General features: G+C 74.1%; 13 protein-coding genes. 4 read left to right on the top strand and 9 right to left on the bottom strand.

The annotated features are described in order from the left end of the window. The first annotated feature begins 172 nt into the window (after positions 1-172). The 3 genes from cofD to BJ989_RS07575 are packed head-to-tail and all read left to right on the top strand — an operon-like array spanning position 173 to position 3,014. The gene (gene cofD, locus BJ989_RS07585; protein WP_179517683.1) at positions 173-1,192 is read left to right on the top strand and encodes a 2-phospho-L-lactate transferase; all 1,020 of its coding nucleotides are present in this window, start codon (positions 173-175) and stop codon (positions 1,190-1,192) included. 7 nt (positions 1,193-1,199) lie between these two features. Next, complete coding sequence (cofE, locus tag BJ989_RS07580) at positions 1,200-2,210, top strand: coenzyme F420-0:L-glutamate ligase (RefSeq protein ID WP_179517682.1); 1,011 nt, start codon at positions 1,200-1,202, stop codon at positions 2,208-2,210. Positions 2,211-2,258: 48 nt separating this feature from the next. After that, the gene (locus BJ989_RS07575) at positions 2,259-3,014 is read left to right on the top strand and encodes a DUF3105 domain-containing protein (protein ID WP_343049173.1); all 756 of its coding nucleotides are present in this window, start codon (positions 2,259-2,261) and stop codon (positions 3,012-3,014) included. A 3-nt stretch (positions 3,015-3,017) separates the two neighbouring features. On the opposite strand, the gene BJ989_RS07570 is transcribed toward BJ989_RS07575, so the two are convergent. Continuing rightward, entirely contained in the window at positions 3,018-4,190 is a 1,173-nt protein-coding gene (locus BJ989_RS07570; RefSeq protein WP_179517681.1) for a mannose-1-phosphate guanylyltransferase, read from the bottom strand. 23 nt (positions 4,191-4,213) lie between these two features. On the opposite strand from BJ989_RS07570, the gene BJ989_RS07565 reads away from it, so the two are divergent. After that, on the top strand, positions 4,214-5,008 hold the full coding sequence (locus tag BJ989_RS07565; RefSeq protein WP_179517680.1) for a TIGR03089 family protein: 795 nt from the start codon (positions 4,214-4,216) through the stop codon (positions 5,006-5,008). On the opposite strand, the gene BJ989_RS07560 is transcribed toward BJ989_RS07565, so the two are convergent. From BJ989_RS07560 to BJ989_RS07525, 8 genes are all read right to left on the bottom strand, one after another. Further along, entirely contained in the window at positions 4,990-7,845 is a 2,856-nt protein-coding gene (locus BJ989_RS07560; protein WP_179517679.1) for an FG-GAP-like repeat-containing protein, read from the bottom strand. The two genes, BJ989_RS07565 and BJ989_RS07560, sit on opposite strands and share 19 nt — an antisense overlap. A 202-nt stretch (positions 7,846-8,047) precedes the next feature. Beyond that, a complete protein-coding gene (locus BJ989_RS07555) occupies positions 8,048-8,812 on the bottom strand; it encodes an ABC transporter ATP-binding protein (protein ID WP_343049172.1) in 765 nt (254 codons plus the stop codon). Beyond that, entirely contained in the window at positions 8,809-9,681 is an 873-nt protein-coding gene (locus tag BJ989_RS07550) for an ABC transporter permease (protein WP_179517678.1), read from the bottom strand. Before BJ989_RS07550 ends, BJ989_RS07555 begins: the two co-directional genes overlap by 4 nt. Next, positions 9,674-11,692, bottom strand: a complete 2,019-nt coding sequence (locus BJ989_RS07545; protein ID WP_179517677.1) for a glycosyltransferase — start codon at positions 11,690-11,692, stop codon at positions 9,674-9,676. Before BJ989_RS07545 ends, BJ989_RS07550 begins: the two co-directional genes overlap by 8 nt. Continuing rightward, positions 11,689-12,882 carry a UDP-galactopyranose mutase gene (gene glf, locus BJ989_RS07540; RefSeq protein ID WP_179517676.1) on the bottom strand — a complete coding sequence of 398 codons (1,194 nt, stop codon included), beginning with the start codon at positions 12,880-12,882 and terminating at the stop codon, positions 11,689-11,691. The genes BJ989_RS07545 and glf overlap by 4 nt, the downstream gene beginning before the upstream one ends. Before the next feature lie 6 nt (positions 12,883-12,888). Then, entirely contained in the window at positions 12,889-13,806 is a 918-nt protein-coding gene (locus tag BJ989_RS07535) for a glycosyltransferase (RefSeq protein ID WP_179517675.1), read from the bottom strand. After that, positions 13,803-14,741, bottom strand: a complete 939-nt coding sequence (locus tag BJ989_RS07530) for a glycosyltransferase (RefSeq protein WP_179517674.1) — start codon at positions 14,739-14,741, stop codon at positions 13,803-13,805. Before BJ989_RS07530 ends, BJ989_RS07535 begins: the two co-directional genes overlap by 4 nt. Before the next feature lie 16 nt (positions 14,742-14,757). Beyond that, positions 14,758-16,194 carry an LCP family protein gene (locus BJ989_RS07525; RefSeq protein ID WP_179517673.1) on the bottom strand — a complete coding sequence of 479 codons (1,437 nt, stop codon included), beginning with the start codon at positions 16,192-16,194 and terminating at the stop codon, positions 14,758-14,760. Positions 16,195-16,316: the final 122 nt, after the last annotated feature.

Below are 16,316 nucleotides of genomic sequence, written 5' to 3'. Positions count from 1 at the left end.
GGGGACCGGCGGTCCCGCGGGTGCTCACCGGTGACGGTGACACGACTGGAATTACATGCCTGTCGTACACCGGTAGTCAAGCCCGCATCTGGTATGGCCGACGGGGTACCGGCACTGGTCTCGACCAGCGCCACCCGCGGGGGTGGAGGCCGGCGTGGGGCAGGCTGGGCGCATGCAGAAGATCACGGTGCTGTCCGGCGGCGTCGGCGGGGCCCGCTTCCTGCGCGGCCTGCTCCACGGCCTGCGCACCGGGCTCGTGCCCGGGGGCGACGCGACGACCGAGGTCACGGTGGTGGCCAACACCGCCGACGACCTGTGGGTCCACGGCCTCAAGGTGTGCCCCGACCTCGACACCGTGATGTACACCCTCGGCGACGGCATCGACCTCGAGCGCGGGTGGGGCCGGCGCGACGAGACGTGGCACGTCAAGGAGGAGCTCGCGGCCTACGGGGTGGAGCCGACGTGGTTCGGTCTCGGCGACCGCGACGTGGCCACCCACCTGGTGCGCACCCAGATGCTGGAGGCGGGCTACCCGCTCTCGGCGGTCACCGAGGCGCTGTGCCGGCGCTGGCAGCCGGGCGTGCGGTTGCTGCCGATGACCGACGACCGGGTCGAGACGCACGTCGCGGTGCCCGACGAGGGGTCGCCGAGCGGTCAGCGGGTGGTGCACTTCCAGGAGTACTGGGTGCGCCTGCGCGCCGCGGTGCCCGCGCTCGCCGTCGTCCCGGTCGGGCTCGCGGAGTCCGCACCGGCGCCGGGCGTGCTCGAGGCCCTCACCGAGACCGACGTGGTCGTGCTCCCGCCCTCCAACCCCGTCGTCTCGCTCGGCACCGTGCTCGGGGTGCCGGGCGTGCGCGACGCGCTGCGCCGCTCGCCCGCCCCCGTCGTCGGCCTCTCCCCCGTCGTCGGGCGCGACCACGTGCACGGCATGGCGCGCCAGGTGCTCACGGCGATCGGCGTCGAGGTGTCCGCCGGCGCGGTCGCGCGGCACCACGGCGCGCGCAGCGGCACCGGCACCGACGGCGTGCCGGGCGTGCTCGACGCCTGGCTGGTCGACACCCGCGACGCCGACGAGGTCGCCGGCGTGGAGGCCGCCGGCATCGCGGCGCGCGCCGTGCCGCTGATGATGACCGACCTCGACGCCACCGCGGCGATGGCGGTCGCCGCCCTCGACCTCGTCGGCGTCCGGTGAGGCGGCCGTGACCGGGCGCCTCACCGTCCTCGCGCCCGACGGGGTGCCCGAGGTGGCCGCCGGCGCCGACCTCGCGGCGCTGCTGCTCGACGCGCTCGCCGCCGCGGGCGAGGCGCTGGCCGACGGCGACGTCGTCGTGGTCACCAGCAAGGTGGTCTCGAAGGCCGAGGGTCGGGTGCGCCCCGGCGACCGCGAGGCCGCGCTGGCCGGCGAGACCGCCCGGGTCGTGGCGCGCCGCGGGCCGACCACGATCGTGCGCACCCACCACGGCCTCACGATGGCCGCCGCCGGCATCGACGCCTCCAACGTGGCGCGCGGCCAGGTCGTGCTGCTCCCGGTCGACCCCGACGCCTCCGCGGCCCGGTTGCGCGCCGACCTGCAGGCCCGCACCGATCGGCACCTCGGCGTCGTCGTCACCGACACCGCCGGCCGCGCGTGGCGCGAGGGCCAGACCGACATCGCCGTCGGCGCGGCCGGGCTGCGCGTGCTGGAGGACTACGCCGGCCGCCACGACGCCCACGGCAACGAGCTCGCCGTCACGGCGCCCGCGGTCGCCGACGAGCTCGCCGGCGCCGCCGAGCTGGCGCAGGGCAAGCTCGCCGGGCGCCCCTTCGCGGTCGTGCGCGGCCGTGCCGACCTGCTGCTGCCGCCGGCGGACGACGGGCCGGGCGCCCGCGCCCTGGTGCGGCGGGAGGGCGGCGACCTCTTCGGCTACGGCGCGCGCGAGGCCGTGGTGACCGCCCTGGTCGGCGACCCGGCCACGAGCACGCCGTACGGCAGTGCGGTGGGCCTCGACGAGCTCGCGGCGGTGCTGGCGAGGGTGGCGGGGGCGGCGGTCGTGACCGCGGGCGGCGGGGAGCGACTGCTCGCCGACGACGGGCCGCGCGGCGAGGCGGGCCTGCTCGCGGTGGCCTGCTTCGCGCACGGCTGGCGCCTCGTCGCCGCGGGCCCGCGGCCCGACGGGCGGCCGGGCCTGGAGCTCCGGGTCTCCCCCGCAGCGGTGGAGCCGCGCCCGTAGACTCGGGCCCGACGCACCCGCGACGAGAACCCTGCGAGGAAGACCCCCGTGGCCAAGAAGCCCAAGTCCCCCAAGTCGAGCACCGGCGGGGGCACCGACCGTCGCGCCGTCGTGGAGCAGATGCGCTCCCAGACGCGCAAGGCCGACCGTCGCCGCAACTTCATGATCGTCGGCGTCTGCGTCGTGGTCGCGCTGCTCATCATCGGCGCTGCGGCCTACCGGCCGATCAAGGACTGGTGGGACCTGCGCCAGTTCGAGGAGATCGAGCTGGCCTCGATCGGCGCCCCCGCGAGCGTCTGCCAGGAGATCACCACCAAGCCGGCCACCGGCAACCAGGAGCACGTCGCGGAGGGCACGCCGCTCACCTACGCCGACGCCCCGCCCGCGACCGGTCGTCACTACCCCACGTGGGAGCCGATCTCGCGCAAGTTCTACGGCTCCGACCGTCCGGAGCTCGGCTACCTCGTGCACAACCTCGAGCACGGCTACACCGTGATGTGGTACGACGAGACCGCCGCCAACGACGCCGAGATGCTCAGCCAGGTGCGCGCGATCGCCGAGAAGTTCGAGGGCGACGACACCAACTTCCGCCTCAAGTTCAAGGCCGCGCCCTGGACCGAGGAGGACGGCGCCGCGTTCCCCGAGGGCCAGCACGTCGCCTTCACGCACTGGTCGGTCGGCGACGGCTCCGAGGGCGGTCAGGTCGGCGTCACGCAGTACTGCTCGGCGCCGAGCGGCGAGGCCCTCGAGGCGTTCATGGACGAGTACCCCTACACCGACTCCCCCGAGCCCAACGCCGGCTGACCCTCAGGTCAGGTCGTCGCGCCCGGCCGCGCGCAGGGCGTCGACGACGGCCTTGACCTGCTGGGCACGGGCGCGGGAGGTCACCAGCACCGCGTCGGGGGTGTCCACGACGACCACGTCGTCGAGGCCCACGACGGCGACGGTGCGGCCTGAGCCGGGCACCACGAGGCCCGAGGCCTCGACGGCCCGCACGAGCGCGGCGTCGCCCAGCACGACCGGGCCGGCGCCGGGCTCGACGTCGCCGGCGCCCAGCAGGGTGGCGAGTGAGTCGACGTCGCCCACGTCGTCCCAGGGGAACGCCCCCGGCACGACCGCGACCCGCCCGGCGGCGGCCGCGGGCTCGGCGACCGCGTGGTCGAGCGCGATCCTCGGCAGGTCGGGCCAGGCGCGCTCGAGCACCTCGTCGTCGCCGGCCTCGATCCCGGCGGCGACCGCCCGCAGGTCGCGGGCGAAGCCGGGGTCGGAGTCGGCGAGCAGGTCGAGCAGCACGCCGGGGCGCACGACGAACATGCCGGCGTTCCACCGGTGGCGCCCGCCGGCGACGTAGCCGCGCGCCAACTCCAGCGGCGGCTTCTCGACGAAGGCCACCGCGTGGCGCCCGGGAGCGCCCGAGCCGAGCGGCTCGCCGACCTCGACGTAGCCGAAGCCGGTGGCGGGGTGGCTGGGGGCGATGCCGAGCGTCACGAGCCAGCCCTCCTCGGCGACCGCGACCGCGTCGCGCACGCAGCGGCGGAAGGCGTCGGGCTCGGTGATGACGTGGTCGGCGGCGAAGGAGCCCATCACCGCGTCGGGGTCGCGGCGCTCGAGCAGGGCCGCGGCCAGCCCGATCGCGGCCATGGAGTCGCGGGCCGACGGCTCCGCGACGACGGCACCCGGGGGCAGCCCCGGCAGCTGCTCCCGCACCGCGGCCTCGTGCGCCCGGCCCGTCACGACGAGCACGCGGTCCTCGACCAGCGGTGCGAGCCGGTCGACCGTGGCCTGCAGCAGCGTGCGTCCGCTGCCGGTGAGGTCGAGCAGGAACTTCGGGGCGGCGCGCCGCGAGAGCGGCCACAGCCGGGTCCCGGCGCCGCCGGCCGGCACGACGGCGTGGAGGTGCGGCAGCGGGCCGTCGGGGTCGCCGTCGGGGTCACGGTCGGGGTCGCCGTCGGGATGGCCGTCGAGGGGGCGGTCAGGCATGGCCCCGAGCCTAGGGTGGTGCGGTGACCTCCCCCGCCACCCCGCCGTCGACCACCCCCGCCACCTTCGCCGAGCTCCTCGCCGACCTGCTGCGCGGTGACGCGGGCCGACCGCTCGTCACGGCGTACGACGAGGCGAGCGGCGAGCGCGTCGAGCTCTCGGTGACCACCTACGCCAACTGGGTCGCGAAGACCGCCTCCCTGCTGGTCGAGGAGTGCGACCTGGAGCGGGGGCGCCGGCTGCGCATCGAGCTGCCGACGCACTGGCTGGCCCCGGTCTTCCTCGGGGCCGCCTGGAGCGTCGGGCTGGTCGCCGAGCTCGCCGACGCCACCGACGGCGCCGACGCCACCGACGCCGCCGTGGGGGCGCCCGACGCCGTCGTGTGCGGCCCCGCGGGGCTCGAGCGCTGGCGCGCGGAGGCCCGGCGGCTGCCGGTGGTGGCCTCGGCGCTGCTCCCGCTCGGGGTGCGCTTCCCCGAGCCGCCGGGCGACGGGGTGCGCGACTTCGGCGCCGAGGTGTGGGCGCAGCCCGACGCCTTCGTGCCGTGGGACCCGCCGACCGGCGACGACGAGGCCCTGCCGGGCACCACCCAGGCCGAGCTGTGGCGGCAGGCCTCCGCCGGCACCCTGCTGGGCGACGGCGGGCGGCTGCTGAGCGACGAGCCGCCGGCGTCCCCCCGCGGCCTGCCGTGCTTCACCGAGTCGCTGGTGAAGGGCGGCTCGCTCGTGCTCGTGGCGGGCGCCGACCAGGCCCGGCTCGACGCCCTCGCCGCCCAGGAGCGGGCCACCGCCCGCGCGGGTCAGCCGCCCAGGTCGTAGCCCGGCGCGTCGCCGAGGTAGCGCGGCGCGGCGTAGCCGGACGCGGTGCCGTCGAGGCGGAAGAGGGCTCCGGCCGCGTCGCGCACCACCAGGTCGGCCGGGCCGCGCCGCTGCAGGTCGCTGACGGCGACGACGAGGTCGTAGCCGGTGCGGGCCGCGGGGTTCCCCGCGCCCGACCCGGACCCGCCCGCCACCTTCACGGCGTAGCCCTTGCCGAGCGCCTTCGCCCCGGCGCCCGGCCAGACGGTCAGCTGGCCGGCCGACGTGCGGCCGATCACGTCGGGCAGCCCGTCGCCGCTCACGTCGCCGGTCGCCCGCAGCTCGGTGGCGCCGGCGAAGTTGCCCTTGCCGCCCACCCAGACCGGGTCGGCGAGGCGCCCGGTGCCGTCACCGCGGTAGAGCCACAGCGTGCCGACCTTGCGCCGCAGCAGCACGTCGCCGTGGCCGTCGCCGGTGAAGTCGCCGGCGTTGAGGACGAGGTCACCGGCGTCGAAGGACTGGCCGGTGTCCACCGGGCGCCCGAGGTCGAAGGTGCCGCGGTTGGGCAGCGCGACGAGGGCACCGTCGGAGCGCACCGCCAGCAGGTCGGGGGCCGGCCCGCCCGTGAGCTGCCCCGCGCCCGAGAGCGAGGACAGCGACGCCGGGCCGCGGACCGGGCCGGCGGCGGGGCCCAGCGCGCCGCCGGGGCGCACGGGGAGCAGGTCGAGGCTGCCGTCGGAGCGCTGGCCGACGAGGTCCGGGAGCCCGTCACCGGTGTGGTCGAGACCGCCGACGACACGGGTGTAGGTGGTCGTCGCGCCCGCGACGGCCACCCGGGTCGCGAACCGCCCGGCACCCAGGCCGCGGTGCAGGAAGAGCTTGCCCGAGGCGCCGCGGGCCCACAGGTCGGGGCGGCCGTCGCCCGTGACGTCGCCGGCCGCGGCGAGCTGGGAGTAGCCCCGTGCACCCACGGGCAGGGCGCGGGCTCGGAAGGTGCCGGTCGCGACCTGGCGGAAGGTCACGAGCCTCCCGCGGTGGCGGGCGACCAGGTCTCCCCGACCGTCCCCGTCGACGTCACCGACCGGCGTCACCAGCTGGTGGCCCCGCGTGCCCGGGACGACGCGCCAGAGGGCGCCGAAGCCACCGCGCGGCAGACCGCGGCGCACCTGCGCCGCACCGCTCGCGGCGAAGGAGACGAGGTCCACGCGACCGTCGCCGGTGAGGTCGGGCGCGGCCAGCGCGGTGCGGCCCGACCAGCCGCTGCGGCTCAGCACCGCGGAGCCGCCGAAGGACACCAGGCCACCGGTCGGCAGCACCATGCCGCGACCGTCCTCCGCACGCCGCACCACGAGGTCCGGGTACGCCGTGCCGGCGAGGTCGGAGTCGACCTGGCTGGGGGTGACGGTGGGGGTGGGCGGCGGGGTCGGCTCCGGCTCCGGCTCGGGGGTCGGCGTCGGCGTCGGGGTGGGGGTCGGGGTCGGCGCGGGCTCGCCGGTCATCGCCCGGCCGGCGTAGGTGCGGATCGTGCCGAGCCGCTCGTAGAGGTAGCGGCCCGGGCAGGCGGTGGAGCCCGCGTCGCGGTGGCCGTTGATCGCCTGGAAGGTGCGCCCGTTGATGCTCACCGACCGGTCCTGCGGGTCGACGCCGTGGAGGCTGAGCTTCCACGCCATCAGCGAGCCGAAGGCCTGCAGCACGGCGTCGCTGGGCCGCACGACGTCGAAGTTGCCGATCGCGGAGCCGGCGAAGGAGTCGCCGTTGTAGTTCAGGGTGTGCGCCCCGATGACCGGGCGCGAGACGCCGCCTGCGCGCCCCTCCCAGATCCGGCCGAAGCGGTCGACGAGGAAGTTGTAGCCGACGTCGCTCCAGCCGCGCGAGCGGGTGTGGTAGGCGTAGATGCTGCGGATGATCCCCGGCACCTCGGCGCGGGTGTAGTCGTTGGCGTTCACCGTGTGGTGGACGAAGCCGCCGCTGATCGTGCCGTAGCTCGGGCTGCCGCTGCGCATCCGCTCGTCGGCCCCCCACTGCGCGCGGGAGAAGATCTGCGGCCGCGGGGCGGTCTGGCCGGCCTGCAGCACGATCGCGTCCTCGCTGCCGGGCGCGGGCGCCGCGACGGCGCCGGTGTCGAGCGCCGGGGCCTCCTCCACCGTGCCCTCCGACTCACCGGGCTCGATCACCGCGAGGCGCAGGTCGTCGGGGACCTCGCCGGAGGCGCGCACCTGCACGTCCTCGACGGCGCCGACCACCAGGGGCTCGGTGCCGGGTCGCGCGTTCGCCGCCTCGGGCGTGCCGGGCGTCGGGCCGTGCTCGTCGTGGTACTCCAGCGCCGTCCACCCGGTCCACTCCCCCGCGGCGTCGCGGGTGCGCACCTCGACGGTGAGGTCCTCCTCCTCGAGCTGCTCCGCGGGATCCCAGGTGACGCCGACCGTGCCGTAGCCCTCGACGGTCTCGGGCGCGGACACGACGCGCTCGGGCTCGACCGGCTGGGCGGGCGGCTCGGGCGACTGCTCGGGCGACTGCTCGGGCTCGGCGGGCTGGCCGGGCTCGTCGTCGGGCGTCACCTGCACCTCGCGGACGACCGCCTCGACCTCCTCCTGCTCCACCTGCGCTGTCGGCTCGGCGGCCGGCGCGGCGGGAGCGGCAGGGGCGGTGGCCGGCACGGTCGGCACCGTGGCCGGGGCGGTGCCGGGCACCGTGCCGACGACCTCGAGCGACAGCACGCTCGCCGCCGGCGCGAGCACGGCCAGCACCACCGCGAGCGCGAGGCCCTGCTGGGTCGCGGTGACGAACCGCGACCGACCGGCGCTCAGCGCGGTCGGGTGGTCCGTCGGTCGGTGGGGCTGAGAGGCGCGGGAACGCATGCGGATGCTCCAGTGTGCGTGGGGAAGGGAGTCACACGAGTCCCGATCTTCACACCCGTCACACGGCCCGGGAAGGGGAAGTGAGCAACTACAACGCTGTAATTTCCAGTCGACACGCCGAGAGCCCCGCACTTTCTGCCCATCGGCCGCCGACCCGGCACCCTGAGACCTCCGCGCGGTCCAGACCGCCCGGCCCGCTGGATCAGTCGCCGCCCTCGAGCTCGTCGTCGTCGCCGTCGTCGCCCTCGTCGTAGTGCAGGTGCTTGATGCCGCCCTCGACGTCGCCGTCGTAGGTCAGCCGGCCCTTCTCCAGCACGAGGACCCGGTCGCACATCTCCCGCACCGCACCCGCGGCGTGGCTGACGAAGAAGATCGTCGTGCCGCTCTCGCGCAGCTCGCGCATCTTGGCCTTGCACTTGCGCTTGAACGGCCGGTCGCCGACCGCCAGCGCCTCGTCGGCGATGAAGATGTCGGAGTCGACGTGGATCGCGACGGCGAAGCCGAGACGGGCCCGCATCCCGGAGCTGTAGTAGGTCACCGGGGTGTCGAGGAACTTGCCGAGGTCGGCGAACTCCACGATGTCGTCGAGCTTGCGGCGCGTCTCGGCCTCGGACATCCCCAGGATCGCGGCGTTGAGCCAGAGGTTGTCGCGCCCGCTGAGCTGCGGCTGGAAGCCCGCCCCCGTGGCGATGAGCCCGGCGATCCGGCCGCGCGTGAGCACAGTGCCGCTGTCGGGCACCATCACGCCGCTGATGAGCTTGAGCAGCGTCGACTTGCCCGAGCCGTTGAGGCCCATGACGCCGATCGACTCGCCGCCCTCGACGGTGAACGACACGTCGTCGACCGCGGCGAAGCGGTCGTGCGTCTTCATCCCCCGGGCCCGCGCGAGCGCGATCTGCTTGAGGGACTTGTGGTACTGCATGCGGAAGGACTTGGTGGCGTGCTCCACCTCGATGTAGGTGGTCACAGGCGCTCCGGGACCTGCTTCTCGTAGCGCATGAACCACAGCTGCGCGAGCAGCAGCAGCAGCGCGCTGACCCCGAGCATGATCCCGCCGCGGGCGAAGAGGTCGTCCGGCAGGTGCACGTCGACGGCGGTGCTCGGGTCGCTGTTGGTGCCGGTCCAGAAGCACCGCTGGATCAGCAGCACCGCCTCGGCGACGGGGTTGAGCAGGTAGTACTCGGCGGCCGCGCCGAAGCGCTGCTCGACGAAGGTGAAGGGGTAGATCATCGGCACGCTGAAGGTGGTGAACTGCGTCAGCGTCTGCACGACCTTCCCGAAGTCGCGGAAGAAGACGTTGGCGACGCTGAAGAAGAGGGAGAGCGCCAGGCCCAGCACGCCGATGAGCGCGAAGCCCATGAGGCCCGCGAGCAGCCCGACCGGGTCGGGTCGCCACCCCGCCAGCGCGCTGGCGACGGTGAGGATCACCAGCATCGGGCCGGTGTGCCACAGCGCCACCAGCATCGAGGACACGGGGAAGAGCTCGCGCGGCATCGGCAGCTTGACGATCAGCCCGCGGTTGCTGACGAGCGACTTCGTGCCACCGTTGAAGGTCTCGGTGAAGAAGTGCACCAGGACCATCCCCGAGAAGAGGTGGATGGCGAAGTTCTCGACGCCGCTGCCGCGGCCGATGAAGACCTGGAAGAGGAAGTAGAACATGCAGAACCGCACGAACGGCTGCAGGTAGCTCCACGTCCAGCCCAGCGCCGTGCCCTGGTAGCGCGAGTCGATCGCGCGCCGCACCAGCAACCGCAGCAGGTAGCGGCGGCGCACGACCTCGAGCAGACCGCTGGTCGCCGCAGGGGGCGAGAGCGGCGGGAGGGCGGCCTCAGCCATCCGTGCCCGCCTGCTCCCCCACCGACGAGGACGGCTCGGTCCAGGGCCGGAACGTCTCGTCCCAGGCCTCGGGCGAGGTGATCCGGGGCAGCGCCTCGCGGTAGCGGCGCGCGAGCGCCGGCCACTCGGCGTGCAGGCGCCGGTGGATCTCCACGGTGGCCTTGAGCAGCTCGCGGAACTTCTCGGGGTCGCGCTGGTAGAACGCCGCCGACGTGCCGTCGTTCATCGACACGACCGCGGAGTCGTAGCGCGCGAGGCGGTACCACTTGGCGTCCATGGCCATGATCTCGGCCTCGGGGAACGCGCGGCTCAGCTCCCGGGGCCGGGTGAGCTGGCGCAGCGGCGCGAGGCCGGCGGTGACCAGGTTGCTCAGCCGACCGGGCACCCCGGTGTCGTCGCGGCCCTTGCGCGGCGGCTTGGTGCGGCGCACGGGCGGGAACGCCTCGCGCTCGACGGCGAGCTGGGCGTCCTGGAACTCCTTGGCGAAGGCCCGCACCTCGGGCAGCTTCGAGGCCAGCACGTCGTGCAGCCGCTCCGGACCCTCGAGGACGTCGAGGAGCGCCTGGTGCCGCAGCTCGACGGTGGAGTACTGCATGGAGACGAGGTGGGCGATCTGGTGGTTGAGGCTCTCGCGCACCATCCGCCCGCCCTTGGGGTACGTCGAGTGCAGCAGCGCCGCGACGAAGCGGTTGCGCTGGTGGAAGAACGACTGCCAGTCGACCGCGTCGTTCTTGTCCGTCCACGGCACGTGCCACACCGCCGCCCCCGGGAACGACACGGTCGGGTAGCCCGCCTCCTGCGCGCGCAGGCCGTACTCGGAGTCGTCCCACTTGAGGAAGAGCGGGAGCGACAGGCCGATCTCGGCGATGACCTGGCGCGGGATCAGGCACATGAACCAGCCGTTGAAGTCGACGTCGACGCGCTTGTGCAGCCACCGCGTCGAGCGCAGGTTGCGCGCCGAGAAGTCCCAGTCACCGAAGACGCCGGGCGCCGACTGCCACCAGAAGCGCCAGGGCTGCACGATCTCGCCGAAGCTGTGCAGGCGGGAGCGGGAGAAGAGGCTGAACATGTGCCCGCCGACGATCGTCGGCGTCTTGGCGAGGTCGCCGAAGGTGACGGCCCGGACGATGCCCTCGGGCTCGCAGACGACGTCGTCGTCCATCATCAGCGCGTAGGTCGCGGTGCCCTTGCGCACCGATTCGAGCTGGCCCCGGGCGTAGCCGCCGGAACCGCCGAGGTTGCCCTGCTCGATGATCCGCAGCAGCGGGCCCAGCGCGTCGCGCGCGGCCGGGAAGACCTCGGAGTCGGCCACCTTGTCGGTGCCCTGCTCCATCACGAAGACGGTGTCGAGGTAGGGGCGCAGGACCTCGTCGTCGCCGATCTGGCGCAGCAGCTCGGCGCAGAAGTCGGGCCGGTTCATCGTGGTGATCGCGACGTCGACGGTCCCGTGCTCGGCCCGGTCGTCGGGGACCTCCGCGGTCCACTCCGCGCCGGCGACGACGACGTCGTCGTCACCCGCGACGACGTCGTACCAGTACCACCCGCCGTCGACGAAGGGCTTGAGGGTGAGGTCGAAGGTGAAGGTCTCCTCCTCGGCCCCCGTGGTGCTGGCCGCGTCGACGCGCTGGGTGCGGCCGTTGGCCATCGACTTGTAGACGGTCACCGCGGCGCCGGCGCCGCGCAGGGTGACCGCGAGGCGCACGTCGGTGACCACGGTGTGGCGCCGCCAGTAGCTGGCGGGGAAGGCGTTGAAGTAGGTGCCGAAGGAGACCCGCTCGGTCGCCAGCACCCGCAGCGCGGTGCGCGACTCCACCTGGTCGGGGTGGATCGTGCGGCCGGTCGAGGTGGACTGCCGCATCAAGGCCGCGTTGAGCTGCTGCGCGGTCCGGTTCGAGCCGACCTCGTACTTGTCGGCGTCGAGGACGGCGGCCTCGGTGTCGAGGTAGAGGGGCAGGACGTCGGTGTCGCGGTCGAGCGGCAGGACCTGGCGCTGCAGCAGACGGGTGCTCACGCGTCGACACCTCCGGAGGTCAGCGGGGCGCCCTCGCGGAAGTGCGGGGCGATCTTGTTGTCGAACATCGAGAGCGCGGAGCCGATGGCCATGTGCATGTCGAGGTACTTGTAGGTGCCGAGACGGCCACCGAAGAGGACCAGCGGCTCGGCCTTGGCCAGGTCGCGGTAGCGCAGCAGCTTGGCGCGGTCCTCGGCGGTGTTGACCGGGTAGTAGGGCTCGTCGTCCTCCTCGGCGAAGCGGGAGTACTCGTGGACGACGATCGACTTGCCCGGCAGGTAGGTGCGCTCGGGGTGCAGGTGCTTGAACTCCAGCACGCGCGTCCACGGCACGTCCTCGTCGTTGGCGTTGACCACGCCGGTGCCCTGGTAGTCGTCGACGTCGACGGTCTCGGCCTCGAGGTCGATGGTGCGCCACGACAGCCGGCCCTCGCAGTGGCCGAAGTACTCGTCGACCGGGCCGGTGTAGACGACCGGCACCTTCCCGACGTACTGCTCGCGCACGTCGCGGAAGTCGGTGTCGAGGCGGACCTCGATGAGCTCGTGGTCGGCCATCCGCTCGAGCCACGCGGTGTAGCCGTCGACCGGCAGGCCCTCGTAGGTGTCGTTGAAGTAGCGGTTGTCGAAGGTGTAGCGGACCGGGAGGCGCGTGATGATGTCCGCGCTGAGCTCCTTCGGGTCGGTCTGCCACTGCTTGGCGGTGTAGCCCTTGACGAACGCCTCGTAGAGCGGGCGCCCGATGAGGCTGATCGCCTTCTCCTCGAGGTTCGTGGCGTCCTCGGTGCGGATCTCGCTGGCCTGCTCGGCGATGAGCGCGCGGGCCTCGTCGGGGGTGTGGCTCTTGCCGAAGAACTGGTTGATCAGGCCGAGGTTCATCGGGAAGGAGTAGACCTGGCCCTGGTACTTCGCGAAGACCCGGTGCTGGTAGCCCGTGAACGAGGTGAACCGGTTGACGTACTCCCACACCCGCTCGTTGGAGGTGTGGAAGAGGTGCGTGCCGTACTGGTGCACCTCGATGCCGGTCTCCTCGTCGAACTCGCTGTAGGCGTTGCCGCCGAGGTGCGAGCGGCGCTCGAGCACGAGCACCCGCAGGCCGAGCTCGGTCGCGCAGCGCTCGGCGACGGTCAGGCCGAAGAAGCCGGAGCCGACGACGACGAGGTCGGGGAGGTCTGTCTCAGTGGGGGCTGGCACGGTCGGTCAGTCTACGGACGTCGGCGGCGGGCGACGCATCCCGCGCGCCGAGGCCATGGCCCGGATCACGTTGCGCGCCTCGCCCGGCCCGCCCCGCACCGGGCTGAGCAGCACGACCGCCAGCACGAGCAGCCACGGCTTGAGGCGCACCAGCACGTTCTCGCCGTAGCGCAGGTGGACGACGAAGAGGTTGCGGTACATGTAGAACCCCTTCCACCCCGCCAGGTCGTGCTGCTGGTCGAAGGCCAGCTGGCGCACCAGCACGGCGTCGCGCACCGCCACGATCCGCGCCCCGTCGCGGCGGGCGCGCAGCGCGAAGTCGACGTCGTCGTAGAAGATGAAGAACGAGGGGTCCGGCAGGCCCACCCGGTCGACGACGCGGCGGTGGACGAGGAAGCCCTCGAAGGCGACGTTCTGGACCTCGACGGTCGCGGGCATGTCGGCCCGCACGGCGTACGCCGAGTCGACGGTGGCCCGCTTCGGTCGCAGCGCGAGGGGGTTGCGCAGGTCGAAGTCGAGCGCGGCCTTCTCGACCAGCCGCCCCTCGCGGTCCTCGCGCACGGCCACGAAGCCGTCGGCCTCGTCGGCGTGCTCGAGGAGCCGCTCGAGGCAGTCGGGCGCCGGCACGACGTCGTCGTCCATGAGCCAGAAGAGGTCGTGGCCGTCGCGGTGGGCAGTGCGCAGGCCGAGGTGGAAGCCGCCGGCCCCGCCGAGGTTCGCAGGGGCGCGCACCACGCGCAGCGGCAGGTCGCCGCGCGCCGCGCGCTCGGCCAGCAGCGCGGCCGTGCCGTCGGAGCTCGCGTTGTCGACGACGTAGACCGCGGCGGGCGGGGTGGTGAGCGCCGCGAGGCCGTCGAGCATGCCCCCGAGCAGCTCGCACCGGTCGTAGGTGACCACCACCACCGCGACGGACGCGCCGCTCACGCCAGGAACCTCGTGTGCCGGGTGAAGTCGCCGCGCAGGCCGTCGCGCATGCCGCCGAGCATCAGCCGCAGCCGGGCCGGGTCGCGGCGCGTCAGGGTGTAGAACCACAGCGTCTTCGCCACGAAGGCGAGGGCGTGGGGCCGGCCGCGGTAGGTGCGCAGGTTGACCAGGTTGTTGCGCGCCATGCAGTAGGCCTTGAGGTCGCTGGGGCTGTGGTTGTAGGTCGTGCGGCCGAAGGCCATCGGGCTGCCGAGGTCGCCCACGCTGGGGTGGTGCACGCGGGCGGCGGCCACGGTGGCGAGGCGGGCGCCGGCGCGCTCGGCGCGCAGGCGGTACTCGTGGTCGTCGCCCCAGATGAAGAACTCCTCGCGCACGAGACCGATGCGCTCGACCAGTGCACGGGTGACGAGCACGCCGTTGAAGGGGATGACCGCGTCGGGCACGAGCCCGCCGGTGGCGCGGGCCGCGGCCTCGACCTCGGCGGTGCGGTGCACCACGCGGGTGCCGCCGGGCAGGCGGATCGGGAAGACGAGCCGGTCGGGGTCGGCCTCGTCGACCACCGCGGGGCCCCAGAAGTCGAGGTCGTCGCGGTGCTCGAGCAGGGTGGCGAGGCAGCCGGGCTGGGGCAGGCCGTCGTCGTCCATCAGCCACACCAGGTCGGCGCCCTCCTCGAGCGCCCAGGCCAGCCCGTCGTGGAAGCCGCCGGCGCCGCCGCGGTTGGTCGCGAGCGTGCGGTGCCGCACCGGCACGTCGCCCTGCGGGCGAGCCGCGAGCCACTCCCCCGTGCCGTCGGTCGACGCGTTGTCGACCACGAGCACGCCGGCGAGGCCGGGGGTGGCCTCCAGCGTGTCCAGCAGCCGCTCGAGCAGCGCGCGGCGCTGGAAGGTGACCACGACGGCCAGCACGCGGGGCGGGGTCGCGGTCGGGTCCGGCACGCCGGTCACCCTACGGTCAGCACGCGCTCGCGAGGTCGTCGGCGTCGTTCGCGGCGTACCCCTCGTCGCGTGAGCCCAGCGAGCCGCCGGTGACGGTGGTGGGCGCCTTCCGCCGGCGCTTCGGCGGGGCGGCCTCGCCCTCGGCACGGTCGATCGCCCGGCGCACCATCGCCTGCACCTGCTCGACGTCGGGGTCGGCGGTGTCGACGGCCGGGGGCACGAGCGAGACCGTCGAGACGGGCTGGGTGCGCGCCCGCAGCGCCAGCTGCACGAAGCGGCCGACCTCGGAGGCGGGCAGGTCGGTGGAGACCATCGCCGAGCCGGCCTGCGCGATCTCCTGGAAGTTCACCAGCGCCGTCTGCGGGCTCACCTGGTGCAGCAGGGCGTTCATCACGCACTTCTGCCGTGCCATGCGCGAGTAGTCGTCGGAGCCCTCGCGGGCCCGGGCGAACCACAGCGTGTCGTGGCCGTTCAGCACCTGCCTGCCGGGTTCGACGTAGCCGGTCACGTCGCTGCCGAGCCCGCCCACGGGGATGCGGTCGCGCACCGTGAGCTCGACCCCGCCGACCGCGTCGACCAGGTCCTTGAAGCCGGCGAGGTTGACCATGGCGTAGTAGCTGACGTCGAGCCCGGTGATGCCCTCGACCGCCATGACCGTCGCGTCGACGCCGGCACGCCCGGGGCGGTCGAAGAGCTCGCGGTGGTCCTGGGCCCAGGTGCTGACGGAGTTGAGGTAGCACCCCTCGCAGTCGAAGCCGTCGGGGAACTGCTCGGCCATCACCGAGCCCTCCCGGAAGGGGAAGGAGGCCATGTTGCGCGGCAGGCCGACCAGCACCGTGCGACCGGTCTCGGCGTCGATGCTGGCGACGGTCAGCGAGTCGGGGCGCAGACCCCACCGGCCCGCACCGGCGTCGCCGCCGAGCAGGAGCACGTTGTAGCGCCCGGCGGCGGCCTCGCTGGTCTCGCCGTCGACGAAGAGGGTGTCGACCAGCTCGTGCTGCACGGCCACGAGGTGGGAGCCGAAGAGCAGCGTGCCGGCGACGCCGAGGGAGAGGAAGCCGTTGACGCCGACCACGGCGAGCCGCTGGCGCTGCTGCAGGCTGAGCGGGTTGCCGAGTCGCCAGGCGTCGAAGAAGAGCGCGGCCCAGCCGACCGCCACGAGCACGAGCACCCAGCGCAGCAGCGTGAGGGCGGTCGCGCTGACCGCGAGCCGGAAGGCGACGCCGTGCCACAGGGCGACGACGACGACGGCGAGCAGGCCGGCGGCGAGCAGCAGCAGCCACGCGCGCAGCACGAGGCGCCCCACGCGCCGGTTGCCCGCGACGAGCTGGGCCGAGCCGGGCAGCACGAGCGTCATGACCATGAGGGTCATCGCGCGCCGGAAGCGCACGCGCGCGGCGCGCTCCTCGGGTCCGGGGTGCCCGGGGTGCCCCGGGGTGAGGACGGGCGGCATGGGGGTGCCTCTCTTGCTCGACCGGGGCTGCCGGGGAAGGGGCAGCCCGTCCGTCAGTATCACCAGCCACACGCGTCACAGGCGGGCGCGACGCGCCGGGGGGTTCCCACCCAGGTGGGCGC

Source organism: Nocardioides perillae (assembly GCF_013409425.1).
GTDB lineage: Bacteria > Actinomycetota > Actinomycetes > Propionibacteriales > Nocardioidaceae > Nocardioides > Nocardioides perillae.
The sequence above is the reverse complement of the archived record's forward strand: the minus strand, read 5'-3'. Positions and strand labels throughout refer to the sequence as shown.